Here is a 21,679-nt window from a genome sequence, read left to right as displayed (position 1 = left end):
GCAAAATTATGAAAAAACGAACTGCTAAAAAAGCTTAGTCAGCGAAGAGGAAAAGGGGCAGGGGGAAACCCCATAAATAAATTTATTGGCTCTGAAAACTTGGATGCATTATTTCTCTCTACGAGACGCCAAAGGCGAAGGTGCTACGCATCTCAAAATAAATATTTTTGCTTTTGGGCATAAATAAATTTATTTGCTCTGAAACCATGAGTGCAGGGGAAATGAGCGTATCTTTCCCCCCGGCTCCCTGCAAGAACTGCTCCCCTGCCTCTTGGTAATGGCACAAAAAACCTAAGTGAACATCTCTCTTTTTAACTCTCATTGCCACCCTTGATAGTTAGGGTTTTGTTAATTTAGTAGATGAGATATCCACTCAAAGCTAGAATATTAATGACTCATTTGCAATAATTTATGTGCGTGAGTGTCTTCATTTTTCATAACTTGTTCTAGTACTGCTTCTCTGATATTTACAAATACTTCACTAGCTCTGTCTCGTGGACGCGACAATCTTACAGGTAAATCTAACGCAACCCGTCCTTTTTCAATTACTATTACTCTGTCTGCCAGCGCCACAGCTTCTTCTACATCATGGGTGACTAAAAAGGCCGTAAAGCCTCTCTGTTGCCATAAATCTTCAATTAAATATTGCATTTCTAAGCGAGTTAACGCATCTAATGCTCCTAAAGGTTCATCAAGTAGTAATAGTTGTGGTTGACTCACCAAGGCTCTGGCCAATGCTACTCTTTGTCGTTGCCCTCCAGATAGTACATATGGCCATTCACCAGCTCTATCTTTAAGTCCTACTTGTTCTAATACCCGCGCAGCTTTTACACGCCAATTTTCTTGCAAACCCAGACCCACATTATCTATCACATTTTTCCAAGGTAGTAACCGGGGGTCTTGAAACATCACTCTTACAGATTGACTAAGCTTACGTAGTGGTTCTCCATCTAATAATATGCCGCCTGTAGTGGGTTTATCTAACCCAGACACTAAGCGCAGTAACGTACTTTTACCGCAACCACTACGCCCCACAATAGCAATAAATTCTCCTGGTGCTACTTCTAGATTTAATGAGCTTAAGACAGTTTTATTTCCAAAAACTTTGCTTAAACCCAAAATATTTAGTTGTGAACCTTGTATATTTGAAACCATGTATTTTTTTCCTTTTTTTAGATATTTTTGAGTTATTTAGGTAGTGAGAATTTGGAGTTTTTACAATGAATTAATAAAGGTAAAAACTTCACCAGACGTTTAACTTTTTACCTGAGCTTTTAACCAGCAGATGTGTAGTTGGGATTCCATGATAAAAATTTGTTTTCTAAAGCTTTGGCGATGGAATTTGCTAGTTTACCTAACAGTGCATAGATGACAATACTTAACACCACAACGTCTGTTTGCATAAACTCACGGGCGTTCATTGCCATATAACCAATGCCGGAATCTGCTGCAATTTGTTCGGCTACAATTAACGATAGCCACATAATACCCAAAGAAAAGCGGACACCAATCAAAATTGAAGACAAAGCTCCTGGAAAAACAATTTGCCACAAAAGCTGCGATGTTTTTAAGCCATAAACTCTGCCCATTTCAATGAGTTCAGGATCTACACTACGAATTCCATGATAGGTATTAAGATAAATCGGGAAAAATACACCTATAGAAACTAGAAATAATCTAGCTTGATCACCAATTCCAAACCATAAAATTACTAGGGGAATTAAAGCCAAGTTGGGAATAGTACGCAGCATTTGTAAGGAACTATCTAACAATTGTTCTCCAATGCGAGAAAGCCCAGTGACTAATCCCAAAATAAAGCCAATTCCGCCGCCAACGATAAAACCAGATATAGCGCGTGCGGCACTGATTCCCATGTGTTGGAAAAGCTCTCCAGTTGAGGCTAACTTAAATGCCGTAAAAACTACGCTACTTGGTGCTGGAAGAATTCGGCTAGAAAGTAAACCAGTTCTAGAAGCAATTTCCCAAAGTACTAGCACTGTAAAAGGCACTATCCAAGGGATGATTTGATCAGTGAATTTGTTGTTGTATATTGCTTTTAGGGATTTTTCGCTGCTTTTAGTCTTTTTCAGAGTAATAGTCATAAGCTACCAATTAGTTGTTTTATGAAGTTCTCATTAACGGCTATTTCGTCAATAGGACTGAATAGGATTGCTATATGTATGTTTGTTTTACCGAGACAGGGACAGAAAGCAATGGAGAATAAACGCAAAAAATTACCTTATCGTTTGGGATTTCTTCTCTAAACTACTATATATCGAGCAAATTACCGTAGATTAAAAACATCTTACACGAAATTAAGTAAAAAGCAACTCCCAAGAACAGGGAGTAGGGAATATTCCTTTTTTAGCTACTACCTTCTTTAAGCAAGTCTGGAAAATCAAAGGTAAGCGCATCATTCATGATAGGTGCGTCACTATCACCATCAGTTAAGTGATTGACAAAGGTATGGTCATACTATAATTTTTGCACTTATTCACGAAGATAGTTGTAGTGGGCAACACAAGTTACTACTGAATATAGTATAGTAATTTGCTTTGGTTTTTGAATTTACTTGCGTATGTCGAGAGTGGGGAGGTAAATTAAACCAACAAAATAATCACATTTAATCAACCTCTATATTCTTATACTTCTACACCTGTATACCAAATTCGGAAATTAACTTGCATTTTCATCGGTTTTTATATAAACTACTATAACTTGATGGATCTGCCGTATTATTTTAGCATAAATAGCTATTCAAAGTTATTCAAGGTGAAATTACCTACCTACGTCTATTCAACCGATGTAGGCTAATAAAAAGTAACTATAATCACCAGAAACGCTTTGTATAGTTGCTACGCAGAGGTGTGAGATCCCCATTTCTTTGAGAAGTCAGGGGATTTGATCGCCATCAGAACTAATGAAGCACACCACTAACTTCGTCACGTTAGTTTCGAGGGTTTGTATTTAGTAAATACGAACTTGCTAATCCATCAATTTAAGCTTGACAGACTACTGAGCTGGTATCGACAGAGAGAGTTTTCCCTCTGTCGTAAATAGCACAGCTAAGTTCTTGCTGACTTTTTTCTTACAACTTTGTTGTTTCATTTTAAACCAAGAGAGTTATTTTTAGGGTTGAGGAGCCATGTTTAAATTTCGTTGGAATTTTCAATGGGTAGTGCTTTTTATTGCCCTGCTAGATGCGCTAGGTCTTCTCGTGCTGAATCCAGCAATAAGCTGGGCGAATACCCCCGAATCTTCTGCATCTTCTGAATCTACAGATTCATTGATTTTATCTCCTATTAAAGATACTCCTGAGCAGACTCAGGAGACTGTTCCAAAAGATAAACAAGATAATAATTACCTGTTAAATCAGATGACACCTCTCTCAGATATTTTGTCGCCAGTAAATAGGCGATCAAATACATCTAAACCAAGAGATAAAAATTCAGCAGCGAGTCAGGTTAATTCTGTGTCCCAATTATCGGATATAAAACCGACAGACTGGGCATTTCGAGCATTACAATCTTTGGTGGAACGCTATGGAGCGATCGCAGGTTATACAGATGGTACATTCAAAGGCGATCGCGCTCTTACCCGCCATGAATTTGCCTCTGGCTTAAATGTAGCATTAGATCGCCTCAATGAAATAATCACCAGTTCTACAGCAGATTTAGTCAAACGAGAAGACTTAGATACAATCAAAAAGCTACAACAAGAATTTTCACCAGAATTGGCTACACTACGAGGACGAGTTGATGCAGTAGATACAAGGGTAGCAATCCTCGAATCACAACAATTTTCCACTACAGTTAAACTTACAGGCCGAGCGCAGATTGTCCTTGGCTCACTTCTAGCGGGTGATAACGTTGTAACTAGGCAAGCAGCACCCCGCACAGTAACACTCCAAGATGCATTGACTTTGCGATTAAATGCCAGCTTTACAGGTAAAGATTCACTAGGCATAACACTGGGAGGTGGAAGTATTGAATCATTGGGGCAAACAGGAGCCGGATTATTAGGTACTTATGATGGTAGAACTGCTGATAACGCCAATATTACAAGACCACGCAATGATTTTTCTCTTAATGGTGTGCGTTACCGGTTTCCAGCTACTCCAAATACTCAAATCAACATTTATGCCTTATCTGATGGAGCTAATGAGCTAGGCTTTACTGTTCCCATTAACCCATATTTTGAAAGTAGTTTAGCAACTGGTTCTAATGGAATTTCACGATTTTCACGACGAGCTTTAGTCTATCAATATGGAGATAACGGCGGCGGAATTGCGATACTCCAAAAATTAAATAACCAGTTCCAACTTGGAGTAGCGTATAGCGCACCTAATTCTAACAGTCCTGCACTAAATAATGGCTTATTTACAGGGCGATATTTAGCTTTAGGGCAGATACTATATACCAGTCCTCAGAAGAATTTTCGGGCGGCTCTAACTTACGTCAATACCTATAGCCCACCAAACGCCGTAGGTCAAAGTGGAACCAACTTCGGGCCAGCAGCTGGGAGTAACTTGGTAAATAGCACTGTGCCTGGAACGGGAACAGTGGCTAATCTTTATGGTATTCAAGCTTTTTATCAACTTAGTCCCAAGTTCGCTATCAATGGTTGGGTAAGTTATGCTGCACACCGCTATTTGGGGCGCGGCGATGGACAAGCTATGGATTGGGCTGTGGGACTGGCATTCCCGGATCTTGGGAAAAAAGGAAGTCTAGGGGGATTGTTTGTGGGTATGGCACCAAAACTTACCAGTCTCAGCAATAATGTAAATTTGGGAGCAGGCTTAGGACAAGCAGACAGAGATACTTCCTTGCATATTGAAGGATTCTACCAATATAAAATCGCTAACAATATTGAAATTACGCCGGGTTTTATCTGGGTGACTGCACCAGATTCAAATGTCAGCAATCCTGATAGTTTATTTGCCTGGGTTCGTAGCGTCTATCGGTTTTAGTTTAGCGAAGCAACTTTAAGAGCAGTCGAAGTGTGACTCCTGAATTTTACTCGCTAGTTTTTACTCAAGTGCTGCATCTACGCCCGCACTTCTCTGCGTTCGCGCAGCGTGTCGCAGACAGAGGTGACTATTTCCAACACTCACTTCAGCCCTCCTATCTTGAGAGAGCAAACTTGTGTTAAGTAGTACTTGCATTTTTCTCAGAAGTGTGTGAAGCTTTGTTACATGAACAACCTACGGTAAACCAATCAAGTTATTGTAGTTTGCAAGAAATAAACTACAGCGTTTCATTTACCAACTGACTACTTAGCCAGAGCTACAGAAAAATGTTGATAGGGCAAAGATTAATCGTGTACCTGATGCAAGTAGTACTGAAACACCCTATCAATGTTCTAAATGGTTCAAACAAACTTGGTAAGAACCTTAGCAACAGAGACTAGGGAAATATTCAGAATAATTTTCCCAATGCCTAATCCCCAGTACTCAAATCAAGATTGATTCAGCAAAAAACCAACTTATGACCCAACTGAAAACACTTCCTACCTACGACCCAACATTATTTGAGGGTGCAGCTGAAGTCTATGCTCAATACAGAACCAAATACTCACCTGCTGTATTTGACAAACTAACTGAAATATTTAATCTCAATGGTCAAGGAAGACTTCTTGATTTGGGTACTGGGCCAGGTTTAATTGCCATTCCCCTTAGCAGCAAATTTCAAGAAGTAGTTGCTATTGATCCCGACCCGGATATGCTCAAGGAAGCGCAACGTCAAGCAGCAGCTGTAAAAGCAAGCAATATCACTTGGCTAGAACAAGGAGCAGAATTAATTAACCCTAGTTTGGGAACATTTAAACTAGCTACCATTGGCAGAGCCTTCCACTGGATGGAACGCGAACTCGTACTTGAGAGCCTTTATGAATTGCTAACAGATGATGGGGCTGTAGCACTGCTCAATACAGGTGATAATCCTTGGATAAGTTCTTTACCTTGGAAACAAGCTGCCATAGAAGTAGTGAAAAAATGGTTAGGTGAGGAGCGACGAACTGGACAACGAGGACAAGGCATTCGTAAACCAGTTGATCCTCCCCACGAAGTCGTAATTGCCAATTCAAAATTTGCTCGCCAAGAATTATATGAAGTGCCATTTGAAAAATCTTGGACAGTCTCTAGCTATCTTGGCTACTTATACACTACAGCCTTTTCTCTGAAAATTTTCTATGGCGACAAAGCCGAAGAATTTGAAGCAGATATCAAAGAAGCATTACTAGCAGTTGAGCCTTCTGGTCACTTTACAGAAGAACTCACAGCAACAATCCAAGTAGTTTGGAAACATTAATTTGGATGCTATTTAGCTATATACAAAGATGAGTAAAACACGCAAGTTTCGTTTAGGTGCATTTATTCAAGCCACTGGACATCATGTTTCTGCTTGGCGACATCCAGATGCAGAAATAGATGCGGGTTTTAATTTCGAGCATTACAAAGAAATTACCCAGACTGCTGAACGTGGCTTATTTGATGCAGTTTTTCTGGCGGACAGTCCAGGAGTTTGGGGTGGTGATCCCGAAACGCAGAGACGCAATGGTAAACTTGTCCATTTCGAGCCAGTGACACTCTTCTCGGCTTTGTCCTCTGTAACTCAAAACATTGGCTTCATTTCTACCGCCTCGACTACTTATGAAGAACCTTACACCCTGGCACGTAAGTTTGCCTCGCTGGATCACTTGAGTAAAGGCCGGGCGGGGTGGAATGTTGTCACCACGGGTAACGAGAATGCCGCACGTAATTTCGGTCTTGAGCATCACCCGGAACATAGCCAACGTTATGAACGGGCGGAAGAGTTTGTGGAAGTGGTCAAAGGACTGTGGGATAGCTGGGAAGATGATGCTTTCATCCGTGACAGAGAATCTGGTATCTATTTTGACTCTAATAAACTACATACACTCAACCACAAGGGTAAACATTTTTCTGTCAAAGGCCCCTTGAATGTTGGTCGTCCACCTCAAGGTTATCCGGTGATTGTGCAGGCTGGAGCATCGGAAGCTGGACGGGATTTAGCTGCGCGTACTGCTGAGGTGATTTTTACTGCCAATCAAACTCTAGCCGATGCCCAGGAATTTTACGCTGATGTCAAAGGTAGGTTGGCGAAATATGGACGCTCTCCAGACGATCTGAAAATCATGCCTGGGGCTTTCCCCATTATTGGGCGGACTGAAGAAGAAGCCCAAGAAAAATACGAGTTTCTGCAATCGTTGATTCATCCTGATGTAGCTTGGGAGATTTTAAGGAACTATTACAAAGGTGTTGATTTGACGAAATATTCCTTAGATGATCTAGCTCCCGAACTACCCAGTGATACCAATACTAATAAGAGTCGTCTGAAATTAGTCAAGGATTTAGCTACTCGTGGCACTCTGACGCTGCGCCAGTTATATCTCGCTCTTGCTACTGCTAGGGGTCATCGTACTATCCTTGGTACTCCTGAAAGTATTGCTGACCAGTTAGAGGAATGGTTTAACAATGGTGCAGCTGATGGCTTTAATATCATGCCGCCCATCTTGCCCACAGGATTAGATGATTTCGTTAACTTAGTTGTTCCCATCCTCCAGAAACGCGGATTGTTCCGTACTGAATACGAAGGTACTACCTTGCGGGAAAACCTGGGGCTGCGTCGTCCGGGTAATCAATTTGCCGTTAAACAAGTGGATGAGAGACTGGTGTTGGTGTAGGTTAATTTTTTACGGATGGTTAAACCATATCTTTTAAAGCGGATCTTTTGCAGATCACCGCCTGGGTGCTGCATATTTTCGAGATGATTTTTCTCACGCAGAGGAGCCAGTGCGCTGGGCGGGTTCCCCGACTTGAAGCACCTGGCATCACGCAGAGGCGCAGAGATATTAATGAGCTTTATACCCATATCTAAAGTTTTTGTTAATACTTTTAGTCTTTTGCGTTCTGACTTGTTTGCAATTTTTTAAAGGAAAAAAACATGACTGAATATAGCAGATTGAAAACTTCCCGCTCAGCTGCAATCAAAGCAAATCTCAATTATCCGATAATTGACACTGATGTTCATACTAATGATTTTACTCCGGCGCTTGAGGATTACATTGCTAAATACGGTGGCTCGAAACTCGTAGATGAATTACGCAAGGCGGAAGATTCTCGTCTCAATTCCAAGAGCAATGGTAAAGACTGGTATCAACAGACTCCAGAAGAACGGCAGTACAACCGCACAATTCGATCGCCTTGGTGGGCTAGAGTTACCCGCAATACTTTGGATCTTGCTACTTACACTTTGCCTGAACTGTTCTATGAGCGTCAAGCGGAGCAGGGATCTGATTATTCGGTACTGTTTCCGAATAATGTTTTGGCACCGGCTGGAGCAAGTAAAGAGAACCGTCAAGCACTGCAACGGGCGGTTAATCACTATCATGCTGACTTGTACCGGAAATATAGCGATCGCCTGACACCTGTAGCTGGCATCCCAATGGGTAATCCTCAAGAAGCCGTTGAGGAGTTAGAGTTTGCAGTGAAAACACTGGGACTGAAGGTGGCAAATATCCCTGGTGGTGTGAAACGACCAATTAAGGCGATCGCTGATAAATATCCAGCAGATCAATACCCTGAAATCGCCAAGTATGCCTCTTACATTGACTTCTACGGATTGGATAGTGAATACGACTACGATCCATTCTGGGCGAAGGCTGTTGAATTAGGTGTACCCGTTACTACCCATTACGGCAGTCAAGGTTGGACTGGACGCTCCTCCATCAGTAACTACATGAACAACCATATCGGTCACTTTGGCGATGGCTCACAAGCAGTTGCCAAGGCGTTGTTCTTCGGTGGTGTTACCAAACGTTTTCCACAGTTGCGCGTAGGTATGCTTGAAGGTGGTGCAGATTGGGGCGCACACGTCTACATTCATTTAGTAGATCGTTTCTCCAAGCGCAGTCTCAAGGGACTGCAAAACTACAACCCAGAACTGACAAATTCTGATGAGTTGTTCGAGTTGTTTGAGCGATTTGGTGGCGAAATTACTCAAGGATATTCCCTCACCAAAGAGGAATTGACTAAGAGTGTACTGGGTTCTTCCTTCAACCGTCATAGCCGCTCACCCGTTGGTAGCGAACTGGAAGACTTTGCCGCCGCCGGGATTGAAACAATTGAAGACATCCGCGATCGCTGGGTAAACAGTTTCTTCTTTGGTTCCGAGTCCGATGACCGCACCATCGCAGCTGCATTCAACGACAAAGCCAATCCCTTGGGTGTGAAAATCAACGCCATTTATTCCTCAGATGTTGGTCACTGGGATGTGCCAGATTTGACTGACCCACTAGCGGAAAGCTGGGATTTGGTGCAAGAAGGTGTGATTTCTGAAGCCGACTTTAAGGCTTATGTATTTAATAATCCTTACAAGTTCTATACTCAAGCCAATCCCGATTTCTTCAAGGGTACGGCGGTTGAATCTAAGGTAGGTAACATCGAATCTCCACAAGCAGATAAGAGTTTGGTAACGGCGTAATAGATTACAGCTATTTTCAGGTAAATGAACCACATCTTTTTTATCTCACGCAAAGGCGCAAAGGCAAGGCAGCGCGTTGCGGGGGTTCCCCCCGTTGTAGCGACTGCCGCGCAAAGAAAGAAATGTGTGGTCTAAATAGATGAAAACTGCTGTAAGAGGAGATCAGGGTATAACTTCCTTGCTCCTCTACATCCCCTTCTTCTGACCTGCACCTTTGTTGCATCGGTCTGCATCTTTGTTGCATCGACCTGCATCTTTATCCATACTCTCCACTCCCCAAACTTTAGGAGTCACAACTATGTCCGTCGAACACCGCTCTTTTAATAGCAGTAATGGTTCTTTGCCTTATCTCCTCTCGCCTATCTCAGACAATATTAACCAATCCGCGCCCTTGGTGTTATTTCTACACGGCGCACGCGATCGCGGTACAGATATAAATGTGCTGCTAAAATGGGGTTTACCTCGTTTTGTAGATTCGTCCACTTCCTTACCTTATATCTTTGCTGCTCCCCAGTTGCCTGAAGGACAAACCTGGGTAGATCGAGAATCAGATGTGATTGCTTTGCTCGATGATCTCATCGCTTCCCAACCCATCAATCCGTCCCGTGTTATCTTATCTGGATTCAGCTTAGGTACGGCTGGAGCATGGCATATCGCTGCTTCTCACCCTGATCGCTTTGCTGGTCTTGTAGCAGTCTCAGGGCGTGTACCCAAAACATTAGAAGCAAGCCAACTAGCTGCACTCAAAGAAATTCCTATTCAAATATTCCAAGGTGGCAAAGACGAAAAACTACCGATTGAAGATACACAGCAGATTGTCGATACCTTGCGCGGTCTGGGGGGAACAGTAGATTTTACTGTACTACCTGAAGGCGATCATTTTATTGCCGATGAAGTTTACAGTGACCCGAAACTGCAACAATGGCTAATTTCACAGAGCCGTCGTCAAGCATCTGTAGTAGCCTAATACCATTTTGGATTTTAGATTTTAGATTTTGGATTGAAAACCACTTAGTGTATCTGGGTTTTCTCTATCTATCTGTCGCAATCATTTTTCAAATTGGTATAAGAGGATGTTTGAAAAGTCCTCTTGTCGGTATCAAAAGTTTTAGATCCCCCTAAATCCCCCGATAAATTGGGGGACTTTGATTCCGGTTCCCCCCTTTTTTAAGGGGGGTTAGGGGGGATCTAAAAGTACCTAAAGTCACCGCAAAACACTTTTCAAACAACCTCTAAGAATTCCTTTCCTCTTCTAACATGACATTACCAACCACTAAACTCGGTCAAACTGGATTAACCGTTTCCCGTCTCTGTCTTGGTACTATGACCTTCGGCTTGCAGACAGACGAAGAAACTTCCAGGTACATCCTCGACACCGCAGCCGATGCTGGCATCAACTTTCTCGATACAGCCGACGTTTATCCCCTTGGTGGTGGACTGCCTACTGCTGGAAGCACTGAAGAAATTATTGGGCGCTGGCTCAAAGGCAAACGCGAACATTTTATCATAGCTACTAAGTGCGTGGGACGAGTCGGGACTGCGCCTTGGGATCAGGGTGCTTCGCGCAAACATATTCTTGATGCGATCGATGCTTCCCTAAAAAGACTGGGAACTGATTATGTTGACTTGTACCAATTGCACTCTGACGATGCCTCAACTCCTCTCGATGAAACCTTAGAAGCATTAGATACAGTAGTTCGTGCTGGCAAGGTACGCTACATCGGGGTTTCTAATTTCTTAGCTTACCGACTCGCTCGCGCCTTGGGTCGCGCCGATGTGCGGAATTTAACTCGTTTTGTTTCGATTCAGCCCCGCTACAATTTGTTGTTCCGCGAAATTGAGCGAGAACTACTACCCTTAGCCAAAGAAGAAGGACTAGGTGTAATTCCTTACAATCCCTTGGCAGGTGGTCTACTCACTGGCAAACATAGCCTCACTCAAGGCCCCACCGCAGGCACTCGTTTTACTCTGGGGGCTGCCGCAGAACGTTATCAAGAACGCTACTGGCGCGATCGCGAGTTCAATACTGTCGAGGAATTACGCTCAGTGGCAGAATTCGCTGGATTGTCACTCACTACCCTAGCCGTGGCTTGGGTGCTGGCTAATCCGATAATTACCGCTCCGATTATTGGTGCTAGTCGTCCAGAACAACTTGTTGACACTCTCAAGGCTGTAGAACTAAAACTCGACGACAGTTTGAAACAAAAGCTAGACGACATCACCGCCGAATATCGCAGGGGAGATTCTCTGCGTTAGTTTTGTAAATTTTAACCTTTGCAATCCAAACTATTTTATTTATCAAACAGCTATGATTAAACGCCGTCGTTTCCTAAATGTTGCTACATCTAGTCTGGGCGGTTTTTCTATGGCATATTTGTTGGGAAGTTGTAACCAACAAAGCCAACTGAATGTAGCAAGTACTACTGTCAATTCGATTTCCCTTGGTATAAAAACTAAAGTTCTCCGCATGGGTTATCAGAGTGCGGGGGATCTGTTCAGAAATCGGCAAGTTTTAGAGAAACGCCTGGAGCCACTGGGGATCAAGGTGGAATGGGCGCAATTTGTCCAAGGGCCTCAACTCATGGAAGGCATGGCTGCGAAAAGAGTTGACGTAGGATCAGTAGGAGAAACGCCACCAATTTTTGCCCAAGTAGCCGGATCTGACCTGGTTTATGTCGTTGGTACACAAAGAACTGAAAGAACAGGAAGAAATAGCGTGATTGCTGTACCTCCAGAGTCTCCCCTTCAGAAATTTGAGGATATCAAGGGGCAAGAAGTATATTTTCAAAAAGGCTCGGCATCGCACTATTTTATTCTCAGAGCTTTGCAGTCTATTGGCTTGACCATCAAAGATATTAAAATCAAAAATATGGCGACTATCGAGGCGCGGGGTGCGTTTCTCGAAGGGAGAATTCCCGTTTGGATGACAGGAGATCCGCACTATGCGATCGCTGAAAAAATGGGTCGAATCCGCGTCCTCAGAGACTCTGTTGGACTAGATTCTCCTGGAGGCTACTATATTGCTGAGAGGAAGTTTGCCGAAGAAAACCCTGGCTTACTCAAAATTATCATTGAAGAACTTCATGCTCTTGATAAGTGGGCAGAAGCGAATCGAGATGAAGTGAAAAAATTAATGATCGTAACACAAAAGCTTGATGAGGATGTGGCTGATAAGGTAATGTCTCGTCGCACTTTCGCCGGACGCAGAGGCTTAAGTCCTGCACTGATAGCAGAACAACAGCGTGTAGCAGATTTATTCTTTAAGGAGGGTGTTATCCCTAAGAAAATCAACATTCAAGATGCGTTACTTGCGCCTGATTTGTATGCGGCAATCACACCGCCAGAAATTATGGTCTAGTAGTTCATTAAGCAAACGAAAGCTTCTTAATTACGAATTACGAATTACGAATTACCAATTGGTATAATATGATGCTTCAAGAGCGACTTTCATGACGAAAAAATCCAGAAAATCCCAATACTTTCAACGTGCTGCCGATGCGCCCAACTTGCCTGATACGACCTTCAGGTTCATTTGTCATTTTGTCAGTCATTTCCGGTGGTGGTACGTGGCAATGGTGATTCTGGAGGTAATACACGCAACCTGCGGCATCATGTTACCCTATGCCATTGGTGAGATCATTCGGAGCGTGACGCGATCGCCAGGTGACAGTAAGCAGATTTTTGATACCGTGAGCCAACCCCTGATGTTGTTCACCGCCTTGAGTTTGGGTGAAGTGGTATTCGGGCGATCGGCTGGACTCTTGCAGACAATCCTTCATCCAATCCACCGACAGCACATCGTCCGCTCTCTATATGCCTACTTACAGCATCATTCCCATCGCTACCTGAGCAGCAGTTTTGCTGGGTCATTAGCACATCGCATCGGCGAAACTTCTTTGGGTGTTACCCAAACAATGCAAATGCTGATTACTGAATTTATGCCAGTAATCATTGTCTATATTGTCTCCACGATTTTACTGTATCGCGTCTATCCTCCCCTGGCTGCATTTGTGGGTGTGTGGGCAGTTCTTTTCATCAGTATTTCTTTCTGGCTGGCAACTCGCTGCCGAATTTATTCCCGGAAGGCAGCAGCAGCAAGAAGTGAGACAACTGGTATCATCGTAGACGCAGTAACAAATCTCAGTAGTAGCCGACTGTTTGCTCGATTGGGTTTTGAACGAGGCTATTTGAATGACCAATTAAGGGGCGAACTCAAAAAGGTAAGAGAGTCCAACTGGTACTCGGAGCGAATTCGCTGGTTTCAGTTTATCTCAGCAGCCGTTTTGAAAATCGGCACTCTCTATTACTCGCTTTCCCTTTGGAGTCAAGGACTAATTGCCACTGCTGACTTTGTTGTGGCAACTAGCCTATCGCTGTTGATCATCAGTGAAGCCCGCAATTTGAGCCGACGCCTTCTAGAATTTTTTGAACATATCGGCAATATTACCAATGGTATCTCGACTATCATTCAACCCCACGAGATCATTGATCGGGATAATGCGATCGCTCATTCAATCACCCAAGGACAAATTGAGTTTCGCCAAGTGAATTTTAGCTACTCCCTTGGGAAGAAAGTTTTCGATAATCTTTCTATCACCATTCAACCAGGCCAGCGTGTCGGACTGGTTGGCTTCTCTGGTTCTGGAAAATCCAGCTTCGTCAATTTAATTTTGCGTCTGTTCGATCCGCAATCGGGACAGATTTTGATTGATGGGGTAGATATTCAAGATATGACGCAAGATGCCCTACACTCCCAAATCAGCTTAATTCCTCAAGATCCGTCTCTGTTCCATCGGACATTGATAGAAAATATTCGTTATGGACGAATAGATGCCACCGACGAGGAAGTGGTCGAGGCGGCACGCCAGGCCTATGCTCACGATTTTATCGCGCAGATTAAAGAAGGTTATGATTCTTTGGTAGGTGAACGCGGTGTCAAACTTTCTGGGGGACAAAGACAGCGAATTGCGATCGCACGGGTGATTCTCAAAGATGCACCGATCCTAATTTTGGATGAAGCCACTTCTAGCCTCGATTCCATCACCGAAAAAGCGATCCAAGATACTTTAGATTCAGTGATGGATGGGAAAACGGTCATCGTAGTAGCTCATCGATTATCTACGATCGCACATCTAGACCGCATTTTGGTATTTGACAAAGGTCGCATTGTCGAAGATGGCACTCATACCAAACTGCTGGCACGCCGTGGTGCTTACTACAGGTTATGGAAAATGCAAGCAGGTGGATTCTTACCTGTAGAAGCAGAACAAGGAGAGGAAAAAAAATTGATCAAGCAACGTGAGTCTAATTAGTATTTCTGAACTGAACGTTATAAAATTATTGATGGAGAATTATTTGTGACGCGGCTGAATTTAACGACGAAGCCGGGGTAGGATTTTAGTTAGAATAATCCAGAAAACAAGGCTGGCGATCGCACCAGTGCCAATACTGTACCAAAAAGCTTGTGTTTGGTAGAAAGGAATATCTTTAGGTGGGGTTTGTTGAGCGATAATGACAGAGGATGCAATCTGGCTTGTTGCTAGTCCAATACCTACAATAGCAATATTAGTGTTGAGGTTTTGATCGCGCTCTGCTTGCTTTATCTCCACCATCCCGCGAATTGTAGCGGTCAAGTTTTCTAATATTGCTAATCCTGGATTTAGACCGAGATAGTCTTTTTCTAATTGTACCTGATATTTCTCTTTGACTATCTTGCTGAATTCTTCTAAAAATTTATCGTTTGTAAAAATTTCTTTAAAGTATTTTTCGTAGTTACGCTCATTAACTTCAACTGTATGCTGTTGAGTTTGCAGGAGGTTTATATCTTGGACGTAATAAAATATAGTATTAATATTTTTTTGCAATTCGCTTTTTAGCTCTTGCAATCCTTTGTTTGATAAACTTTCTAAACTCTTCTGGTCTATTAAACCATGCTTATATTTCTCCAACAGCCTTAATTTTAGTTCCCGTCCCTGTTCATAAGCCCAAAGGATTTTATGTCTACAATAAAACAAGTATCTCCATGTGTTGTAATAATTACTAGCATTTTTAAATGTAAGTTCATCAGGATAAAAAACAACTATTACATGACTGTCTTTTTCAATTTTGTCCCAACGCCCTTCACCACGCCACATTTCATAGACTGTAGCGCCTAAAAATTCTCCTAAATTTTGATGTTGGTGTCCTTGTGGAATTAAGGCTTTGTAAGCTTGATGAGCGTTTGCTTCAGGAATTGGGTTATTAGCTGTGATTGTCCAGCCTGATATCATCCAAGTTTGTCCTAAATAGCCATTTTCTGAAAGTCTTCCAGGGGCTAAATCTCCAATTTTTGGTAAAAGAGCTAAATCTTTGATTTGAGTTAACGTATGCTCAATATTAGATAATTCAACTGGCTGATCGACAGAGCAGCTATAGCGTAGGCAGTTAGTATCATCAAAATTCGCTTGACTGTAAGAACCATCAACAGCAGCTGAAATTGTGTCCCAGAAATCAAGGCGTTGTGGATCTTCGTCGTTGGGTTTAGTTGAGAATCCCTTTTGTTTAAGTTGTTCTGGCAGTTTTAACCAATAATCTTGCTCATTGCTCGAATCATCTGCAAGATTATAAATGAATAAGTTTAGGGTGGGATACTCTATTTTACACATTAAGAATCTTTTGGGATAATTTCTGACTTGTGCTTCTTAGCTTCAGCGCTGGAATCAGCAGCTTGAAGAATGGGGAGCGCAATATTTTCAATATGTTCTACGGGTTTTGTAGGTTGATTCTGCTCACCGGGTTTATCGTATTTGTCAAGTTCTTGACTTTTATATTGCGTCTGAATATTCATTCGCGCATTCCAGTAAGACTCATTAAGACAGTCGTTTTCTGCCAATTCTATCAAGCGGTCAAGAGCATCATCCTTTTGTGCGTTTGCAAGCATTTCACCAACTTTGTTGATTTCGTGCTGTAAAGCTGTTGGTAAAGGAGAATCTAATTCTACCAAAGCTGTTAAAAAGGCGCGGAGGGTAACTGTTTGTAGTGGGTCAAGCATAGGATGGAATAGGGGGTAAAGGAAATAAAGCTAACATCTAAAATAGGTAAAAAGCGCTGGCTTTCCAACAAACTGGCTCCTTTTACCCTGTTGTACTTGGTTTACCAGTTAAAATAAAGCCAGCCGAATAATAAGGATGAGCATAAGGAAGTTCGGTAGATTCCTTATTCAAATTTTTTATGTCTTTTTCAATCATTTTCGCTTCTGTTTCCAGATAGTCTCTCGATTGGAGTTTATTCAATTCCTTGGCTAAGTCTCTATACCACTTAGCTAAATCTTTATAGGTTAACTTACGTAGCCAATCTTTTGCTTGTCCCAGTGCTATAGTAGGGGTTTGTTTTTGCTTCTTGAGTAACTGGTAAAATCTAATTATGAGTAAAACAGTGGAACGTTCATCCACTTTCCACAGGGTACTAACAACGTAGTTTGCTCCCTTGGCAAGAAACCCACTTACTAAACCAACATATTCATCGATTATCCTCTCTTTGCTGAATTCCTGGCTAGTGATCCCAGTTTCGCAAGCAGAAAGACAAATTAGTTGATACTTTCGTAAGTCTAATTCTGGACAATCAAAAATGTCACCCAAAGTTAATTTTTCTGTGTCTGCTAGCTCCAAAGCTGATTCTATCGGGTTTTCTAAAATGTGATAGCCATGTCCTGTAAAGTGAAAGTAACCTTCATACTCTTTTAAAGCTTCGAGCAAGTTAGTTTTTGTTATAGGCGGCTCTGGCAATTTACCATACTTTGGATATAGGTGGTAAAGAGCATCAGATTGAATTTGTGTAAATACCAAGTTCTTTGAAGGCATTTCTATATTCATAAGTTTTTGGCTATCAGTATTTTCGCTGTTTGATGTCGATTCCAACAACTGCAAGCCAATCTGAAAACTTGGTAAGTAAGTAATGATAAAATCTCTATCCTTAAATAGGTAATCTAGGGGTAATAGGTGTAATTCCCGGTGGGGAATGAGTATCAAGTTATCAACATCTTGGAGATTCTCTTGAACAATGCGCTTAATTTCTAGAATTTCACCAAGAGTTTCCAACATAGATTTCATATTTTCCCGCCAAGGAGTCGTTTCTTTATCTGTGTAAGGTTTACAGTAATCCTGATAAGACTTTTTCCATCGCTGCATCCAGCTTTCAAAACGCTGAAGCTGATAAAAATAAGGGCTATAGCCTCCCTTTTGTGATTCGCTTGGTAATTGTGGTAACAGGATTTTTAGGGGTTCATTATGTTTGATAATGAAAGTAGTGATAGCAATAGGGCTGAGATGCCAGTAAATTGCCGCAGTTTTGGGATTAAGTAGTTTTTCCGTCTGTTTAAAGTTAAACCCAGTAGGCGGTTGATAAATTGAACCTTCCCTCAGCCAAGCAAGGCAAGTATTCTTGCGTACCTCTGCTGTTTCTAAAGCTTCTATGTGTTTCTCTGGAGCTTTTGACTGTGCAAGGATATCTACCCGCATTTGATTAAAAGCCGCTAATTTGCTGTCTAGGGTTATTTTCTCTTGCTCTGATTTGGGTTCTCTGTTCAATAATTCTTCTAACTGCTGAGTCCCTTTCTCCAAATTTTTCTGGAATTCTTCAGGGTTATCCGATGAATATACTTTCAGCAATTCTTGTAAGAATTGCAAGTTTTCCTCTGGATACTTATCAAACGTCAGGAACTCAAGGGCTTCTTCATAGCTTTTTTTTGCTTTAGATAAATCTGAGAAAAAACTTGGTTGTTGCATCATGTAATATTGAAACTGTTTCCCTTTTTCAAGATGCAATGTGATGCTAGTTTGTTGCTCGTTAGGTGCTAGTATCTCTACCGAAGTTTTTACAGCAGCTTCCTCACTTAGAGGAGATATGTTTGCTAAACTCTGATTCTTATTCCAAGCTTTCCACCACTGAGGATCTATACAGTTAAGAGCGAGATTATAAAATTCAATGGCTTCTGTATCTCGCTTTAACTTAACGAGTACATTTCCTTTGTTAACCAAAGCTTCATGCTTATCTGGTTTAAATTCAATGGCTTGGTCGAAAGATGCAACAGCTTCTTCGTAGCGTTCTAAATCCGAGAGCGCAAGCCCCCGGTTGTACCAAGCCGAATCGTTGTCTGGTTTAAATTTAATGGCTTGGTCGAAAGATGCAACAGCTTCTTCATAGCGTTCTAAATCCGAGAGCGCAAGCCCCCGGAGATACCAAGCCGAATCGTTGTCTGGTTTAAATTTAATGGCTTGGTCAAAAGATGCAACAGCTTCTTCATAGCGTCCCAAATCCGAGAGCGCAATCCCCTGGTTGTACCAAGCCGAATCGTTGTCTGGTTTAAATTCAATAGTTTTGTCGAAAGATGCAACAGCTTCTTTGTAGCGTTCTAAAGACCCCAGCACAATCCCCCGGAGATACCAAGCCGAATCGTAGTCTGGTTTAAATTCAATAGTTTTGTCGAAAGATGCAACAGCTTCTTTGTAGCGTTCTAAATACACCAGCACAGTCCCCCGGAGATACCAAGCCGAATCGTAGTCTGGTTTAAATTCAATAGCTTTGTCGAAAGATGCAATCGCTTCTTCGTAGCGTTCTAAACACACCAGCACAATCCCCCGGTTGTACCAAGCCGAATCGTAGTCTGGTTTAAATTCAATAGTTTTGTCGAAAGATGCAACAGCTTCTTTGTAGCGTTCTAAATACACCAGCACAGTCCCCCGGAGATACCAAGCCGAATCGTAGTCTGGTTTAAATTCAATAGCTTTGTCGTAAGATGCAATCGCTTCTTCGTAGCGTCCCAAATCCGAGAGCACAATCCCCCGGTTGTACCAAGCCAAATCCTTGTCTGGTTTAAATTCAATGGCTTTGTCGTAAGATGCAATCGCTTCTTCGTAGCGTTCTAAATACACCAGCACAATCCCCCGGTTGTACCAAGCCGAATTGTTGTCTGGTTTAAATTCAATGGCTTTGTCGTAAGATGCAACAGCTTCTTCGTAGCGTTCTAAATACACCAGTGCATTCCCCCGGTTGTACCAAGCCGAATTGTTGTCTGGTTTAAATTCAATGGCTTTGTCGTAAGATGCAACAGCTTCTTCGTAGCGTTTCAAAGACTCCAGCACAATCGCCCGGATCTTCCAAGCCCAATTTCGTAGCGTCCCAAATTTCACAGTGCATACCCCCAGTAGTTCCAAGCTAAATCATCGTTTGGTTTAAATTTCAGTACTTGGTCGTAAGATGCAACACCTTCTTCGTGGCGTTGTAATTCATTTAATGCAATTCCTCTACCTTGCCAGTCTTCTGAATCTTGGGAGGTAAGTGCGATCGCTTGCTCAAAATCTGCTTGTGCTTGCTGCCCTTGGTCAATTTTTTGGTAAGCCAATCCTCGCCTTACTAGCGCCAAAATGTAGTTTGGCTGAATTCTCAAAGCTTGGTTTAGGTATTCAATGGACTCGTGGTATTGTTCCAGACGATAACAAGTTAGACCCAACCCATAACTTATTTGGGGGTTTTGCGGTTCCAGTACAGCAGCTTGCTGAAAAATCTGTAAAGCTGCTTGGTACTCTCCTTGATCAAGTTGGTTGTGTCCTTGCTTTAGTAAACTTGCCACGCTAGTATTTGGCATTATTGCCTAAAGTCCAATATTTGATTGATATTATAACTTCTTGGCTAAGTAAGAGGCTGTTATAAAATCCATTTGGGATAATTATTACAAAAATAATAATGTCTATTGCTAAAATCACCAAACAAAGCAACTAGAAGGCGTTACTGGTACTCTGTACAATTTCCATTACAAAACCATTTCTCGTTCCCATGCTCTGCATGGGAATGGCTAATTAGGGGCTGCTGCCTCCAGTCAGACATTGAGCCAGAGACTCAATGAATGCATTCCCAGGCGGCAGCCCAGGAACGAGGAAGGCGTTACTGGTAGTTTGTACGATTTCCATTACAAAACCATTAAATAAGTATCTTTTCCTTCCACTGGCAAAACTCGCAATTTCTGATTTTGTAAATCGGGTTCTAATCCTAAATCTTCTAAAGGTATTAATCCCAATAACGGATCTGAACCTTCTGGTAATTCAATACAATTGAATGTCCCTTCTCTTCCCTCAACTGAAAGATTCAACATTTTAAAAACCCGAGCTTTTTGCACTCCTGTAGCTATTTTTATATCTACTTCTCCTTGCAGAGGCAATCCCAAATCAAGAATAATATTTTTAGGCAAGCACAGCCTTGTTGCACCTGTGTCAACTAAAACATCATGTAAAGTAATTGAGCGTATTTGTTCTGTGGGAATAAATCCTCTTTCTGCGAGAGTTTGGTCAATTTGGTTAGTAATAGTAATTGTGGTAGTTACTTTGCCCATTTTTTCACTTTTGCTATTTGTCATATCATTTTCCTATAAGAGATTGTTCTCTCGTTCCCATGCTCTGCATGGGAATGGCTAATTAGGGGCTGCTGCCTCCAGTTAGACATTGAGCCAGAGACTCAATGAATCCATTCCCAGGCGGCAGCCCAAGAACGAGGAAAGCCTTATCAAGTTAGGTTTTTAGGATTTGTGTGTACACCGTAGCTTATCAAGGGGGGAAACAAGAAAATGGTTAGGGTGGGGTAAAACCAAAATTTATTAAGCAACAGCAGGCTTTCGCACCGGACGCTTGCGATCGCTTCGACGAACTCCCCCTGCCATTTTGTACTCATCGCTATTCTTGCCATACTTTGCAGCTACACTGACTAACATATGTTCTGTTAGTTCCATCAGCGACTTTTCGGCAAATTCTAAGGCTCCCTGAGTCATATCCACGGTGGAGAGGCTGGAGTTATATACTTCTAACTTGTCTTGCGTTGTTTTGATGGCAGCTGCAAAGGAGTTAATAGTTACCCCATTGCCTAAGTCTAAGGTGGGATTAATCGATTTCAAAGCCGCAATCCGACGCTGCGCTCTATCAAGTACTTTAGACCCGCGTTTTGGACGTGACATAAATGACTTTCCTATTATTAATAATACACCAGGATAAAAACTGACTTCTAGCCTGAACTGTACAGTACTACGATAGACAGAATTAGGGTTAATTGACACCCGCATTATTCAGGATAAATTGATTTTTTTCTCATAAATATATTGAATGGCTTTATGTAAATTCTTGGGGGTTGCCCGAATTCAATAAACGACTGCCCGAATT

General features: G+C 42.1%; 16 protein-coding genes. 8 read left to right on the top strand and 8 right to left on the bottom strand.

What is annotated here, in order from left to right:
- Positions 1 to 387: 387 nt before the first annotated feature.
- Positions 388 to 1,155: an ATP-binding cassette domain-containing protein gene (locus tag F8S12_RS08060; protein WP_196515793.1), complete on the bottom strand. Its 768-nt coding sequence runs from the start codon at positions 1,153 to 1,155 to the stop codon at positions 388 to 390.
- A gap of 119 nt (positions 1,156 to 1,274) precedes the next feature.
- Positions 1,275 to 2,102 carry an aliphatic sulfonate ABC transporter permease SsuC gene (ssuC, locus tag F8S12_RS08055; protein WP_196515792.1) on the bottom strand — a complete coding sequence of 276 codons (828 nt, stop codon included), beginning with the start codon at positions 2,100 to 2,102 and terminating at the stop codon, positions 1,275 to 1,277.
- 1,043 nt (positions 2,103 to 3,145) lie between these two features.
- Here ssuC and F8S12_RS08050 point away from each other — a divergent pair.
- The 8 genes from F8S12_RS08050 (at position 3,146) to F8S12_RS08015 (ending at position 14,812) form a co-directional block, all read left to right on the top strand.
- The gene (locus F8S12_RS08050) at positions 3,146 to 4,969 is read left to right on the top strand and encodes an iron uptake porin (protein ID WP_196515791.1); all 1,824 of its coding nucleotides are present in this window, start codon (positions 3,146 to 3,148) and stop codon (positions 4,967 to 4,969) included.
- A 517-nt stretch (positions 4,970 to 5,486) separates the two neighbouring features.
- Positions 5,487 to 6,308, top strand: coding sequence for a class I SAM-dependent methyltransferase (locus F8S12_RS08045; RefSeq protein ID WP_196515790.1), 822 nt, complete (start codon positions 5,487 to 5,489; stop codon positions 6,306 to 6,308).
- Between the two features lie 28 nt (positions 6,309 to 6,336).
- On the top strand, positions 6,337 to 7,701 hold the full coding sequence (locus F8S12_RS08040) for an LLM class flavin-dependent oxidoreductase (protein WP_196515789.1): 1,365 nt from the start codon (positions 6,337 to 6,339) through the stop codon (positions 7,699 to 7,701).
- A 260-nt stretch (positions 7,702 to 7,961) separates the two neighbouring features.
- On the top strand, positions 7,962 to 9,500 hold the full coding sequence (locus tag F8S12_RS08035; protein WP_196515788.1) for an amidohydrolase family protein: 1,539 nt from the start codon (positions 7,962 to 7,964) through the stop codon (positions 9,498 to 9,500).
- A gap of 298 nt (positions 9,501 to 9,798) precedes the next feature.
- On the top strand, positions 9,799 to 10,467 hold the full coding sequence (locus tag F8S12_RS08030; RefSeq protein WP_196515787.1) for an alpha/beta fold hydrolase: 669 nt from the start codon (positions 9,799 to 9,801) through the stop codon (positions 10,465 to 10,467).
- A 290-nt stretch (positions 10,468 to 10,757) separates the two neighbouring features.
- Entirely contained in the window at positions 10,758 to 11,756 is a 999-nt protein-coding gene (locus F8S12_RS08025) for an aldo/keto reductase (protein WP_196515786.1), read from the top strand.
- A 52-nt stretch (positions 11,757 to 11,808) separates the two neighbouring features.
- The gene (locus tag F8S12_RS08020) at positions 11,809 to 12,858 is read left to right on the top strand and encodes an aliphatic sulfonate ABC transporter substrate-binding protein (RefSeq protein ID WP_196515785.1); all 1,050 of its coding nucleotides are present in this window, start codon (positions 11,809 to 11,811) and stop codon (positions 12,856 to 12,858) included.
- Positions 12,859 to 12,949: 91 nt separating this feature from the next.
- Positions 12,950 to 14,812, top strand: a complete 1,863-nt coding sequence (locus F8S12_RS08015) for an ABC transporter ATP-binding protein (protein WP_196515784.1) — start codon at positions 12,950 to 12,952, stop codon at positions 14,810 to 14,812.
- A 60-nt stretch (positions 14,813 to 14,872) separates the two neighbouring features.
- Here the strand turns inward: F8S12_RS08015 and F8S12_RS08010 are convergent, their stop codons facing one another.
- The 6 genes from F8S12_RS08010 to F8S12_RS07985 all read right to left on the bottom strand — a co-directional run bounded on the left by F8S12_RS08010 (position 14,873) and on the right by F8S12_RS07985 (position 21,477).
- Complete coding sequence (locus tag F8S12_RS08010) at positions 14,873 to 16,144, bottom strand: hypothetical protein (protein ID WP_196515783.1); 1,272 nt, start codon at positions 16,142 to 16,144, stop codon at positions 14,873 to 14,875.
- Positions 16,144 to 16,530: a hypothetical protein gene (locus tag F8S12_RS08005; RefSeq protein WP_196515782.1), complete on the bottom strand. Its 387-nt coding sequence runs from the start codon at positions 16,528 to 16,530 to the stop codon at positions 16,144 to 16,146. The genes F8S12_RS08010 and F8S12_RS08005 overlap by 1 nt, the downstream gene beginning before the upstream one ends.
- An 82-nt stretch (positions 16,531 to 16,612) precedes the next feature.
- The gene (locus F8S12_RS08000; protein ID WP_196515781.1) at positions 16,613 to 19,666 is read right to left on the bottom strand and encodes a tetratricopeptide repeat protein; all 3,054 of its coding nucleotides are present in this window, start codon (positions 19,664 to 19,666) and stop codon (positions 16,613 to 16,615) included.
- Complete coding sequence (locus tag F8S12_RS07995) at positions 19,663 to 20,121, bottom strand: tetratricopeptide repeat protein (protein ID WP_196515780.1); 459 nt, start codon at positions 20,119 to 20,121, stop codon at positions 19,663 to 19,665. The genes F8S12_RS08000 and F8S12_RS07995 overlap by 4 nt, the downstream gene beginning before the upstream one ends.
- Positions 20,122 to 20,442: 321 nt before the next feature.
- Complete coding sequence (locus tag F8S12_RS07990; RefSeq protein WP_196515779.1) at positions 20,443 to 20,886, bottom strand: retroviral-like aspartic protease family protein; 444 nt, start codon at positions 20,884 to 20,886, stop codon at positions 20,443 to 20,445.
- A 237-nt stretch (positions 20,887 to 21,123) separates the two neighbouring features.
- Complete coding sequence (locus F8S12_RS07985; protein ID WP_196515778.1) at positions 21,124 to 21,477, bottom strand: hypothetical protein; 354 nt, start codon at positions 21,475 to 21,477, stop codon at positions 21,124 to 21,126.
- Positions 21,478 to 21,679 lie beyond the last annotated feature (202 nt).

It is taken from the genome of Nostoc sp. WHI (assembly GCF_015714725.1).
Classification (GTDB): Bacteria; Cyanobacteriota; Cyanobacteriia; order Cyanobacteriales; family Nostocaceae; genus Nostoc.
Note: the sequence above shows the minus strand (reverse complement) of the source record. Positions and strands in the feature narration are given on the sequence as shown.

Coding starts and splice junctions, on each gene's coding strand:
- F8S12_RS08005 (WP_196515782.1), bottom strand. CDS start 16,530: ATGCTTGACCCACTACAAACAGTTACCCTCCGCGCCTTTTTAACAGCT.
- F8S12_RS08045 (WP_196515790.1), top strand. CDS start 5,487: ATGACCCAACTGAAAACACTTCCTACCTACGACCCAACATTATTTGAG.
- F8S12_RS08025 (WP_196515786.1), top strand. CDS start 10,758: ATGACATTACCAACCACTAAACTCGGTCAAACTGGATTAACCGTTTCC.
- F8S12_RS08040 (WP_196515789.1), top strand. CDS start 6,337: ATGAGTAAAACACGCAAGTTTCGTTTAGGTGCATTTATTCAAGCCACT.
- F8S12_RS08015 (WP_196515784.1), top strand. CDS start 12,950: ATGACGAAAAAATCCAGAAAATCCCAATACTTTCAACGTGCTGCCGAT.
- F8S12_RS08035 (WP_196515788.1), top strand. CDS start 7,962: ATGACTGAATATAGCAGATTGAAAACTTCCCGCTCAGCTGCAATCAAA.
- F8S12_RS08060 (WP_196515793.1), bottom strand. CDS start 1,155: ATGGTTTCAAATATACAAGGTTCACAACTAAATATTTTGGGTTTAAGC.
- F8S12_RS07990 (WP_196515779.1), bottom strand. CDS start 20,886: ATGACAAATAGCAAAAGTGAAAAAATGGGCAAAGTAACTACCACAATT.
- F8S12_RS08020 (WP_196515785.1), top strand. CDS start 11,809: ATGATTAAACGCCGTCGTTTCCTAAATGTTGCTACATCTAGTCTGGGC.
- F8S12_RS07985 (WP_196515778.1), bottom strand. CDS start 21,477: ATGTCACGTCCAAAACGCGGGTCTAAAGTACTTGATAGAGCGCAGCGT.
- F8S12_RS08010 (WP_196515783.1), bottom strand. CDS start 16,144: ATGTGTAAAATAGAGTATCCCACCCTAAACTTATTCATTTATAATCTT.
- F8S12_RS07995 (WP_196515780.1), bottom strand. CDS start 20,121: ATGCCAAATACTAGCGTGGCAAGTTTACTAAAGCAAGGACACAACCAA.
- F8S12_RS08050 (WP_196515791.1), top strand. CDS start 3,146: ATGTTTAAATTTCGTTGGAATTTTCAATGGGTAGTGCTTTTTATTGCC.
- ssuC (WP_196515792.1), bottom strand. CDS start 2,102: ATGACTATTACTCTGAAAAAGACTAAAAGCAGCGAAAAATCCCTAAAA.
- F8S12_RS08030 (WP_196515787.1), top strand. CDS start 9,799: ATGTCCGTCGAACACCGCTCTTTTAATAGCAGTAATGGTTCTTTGCCT.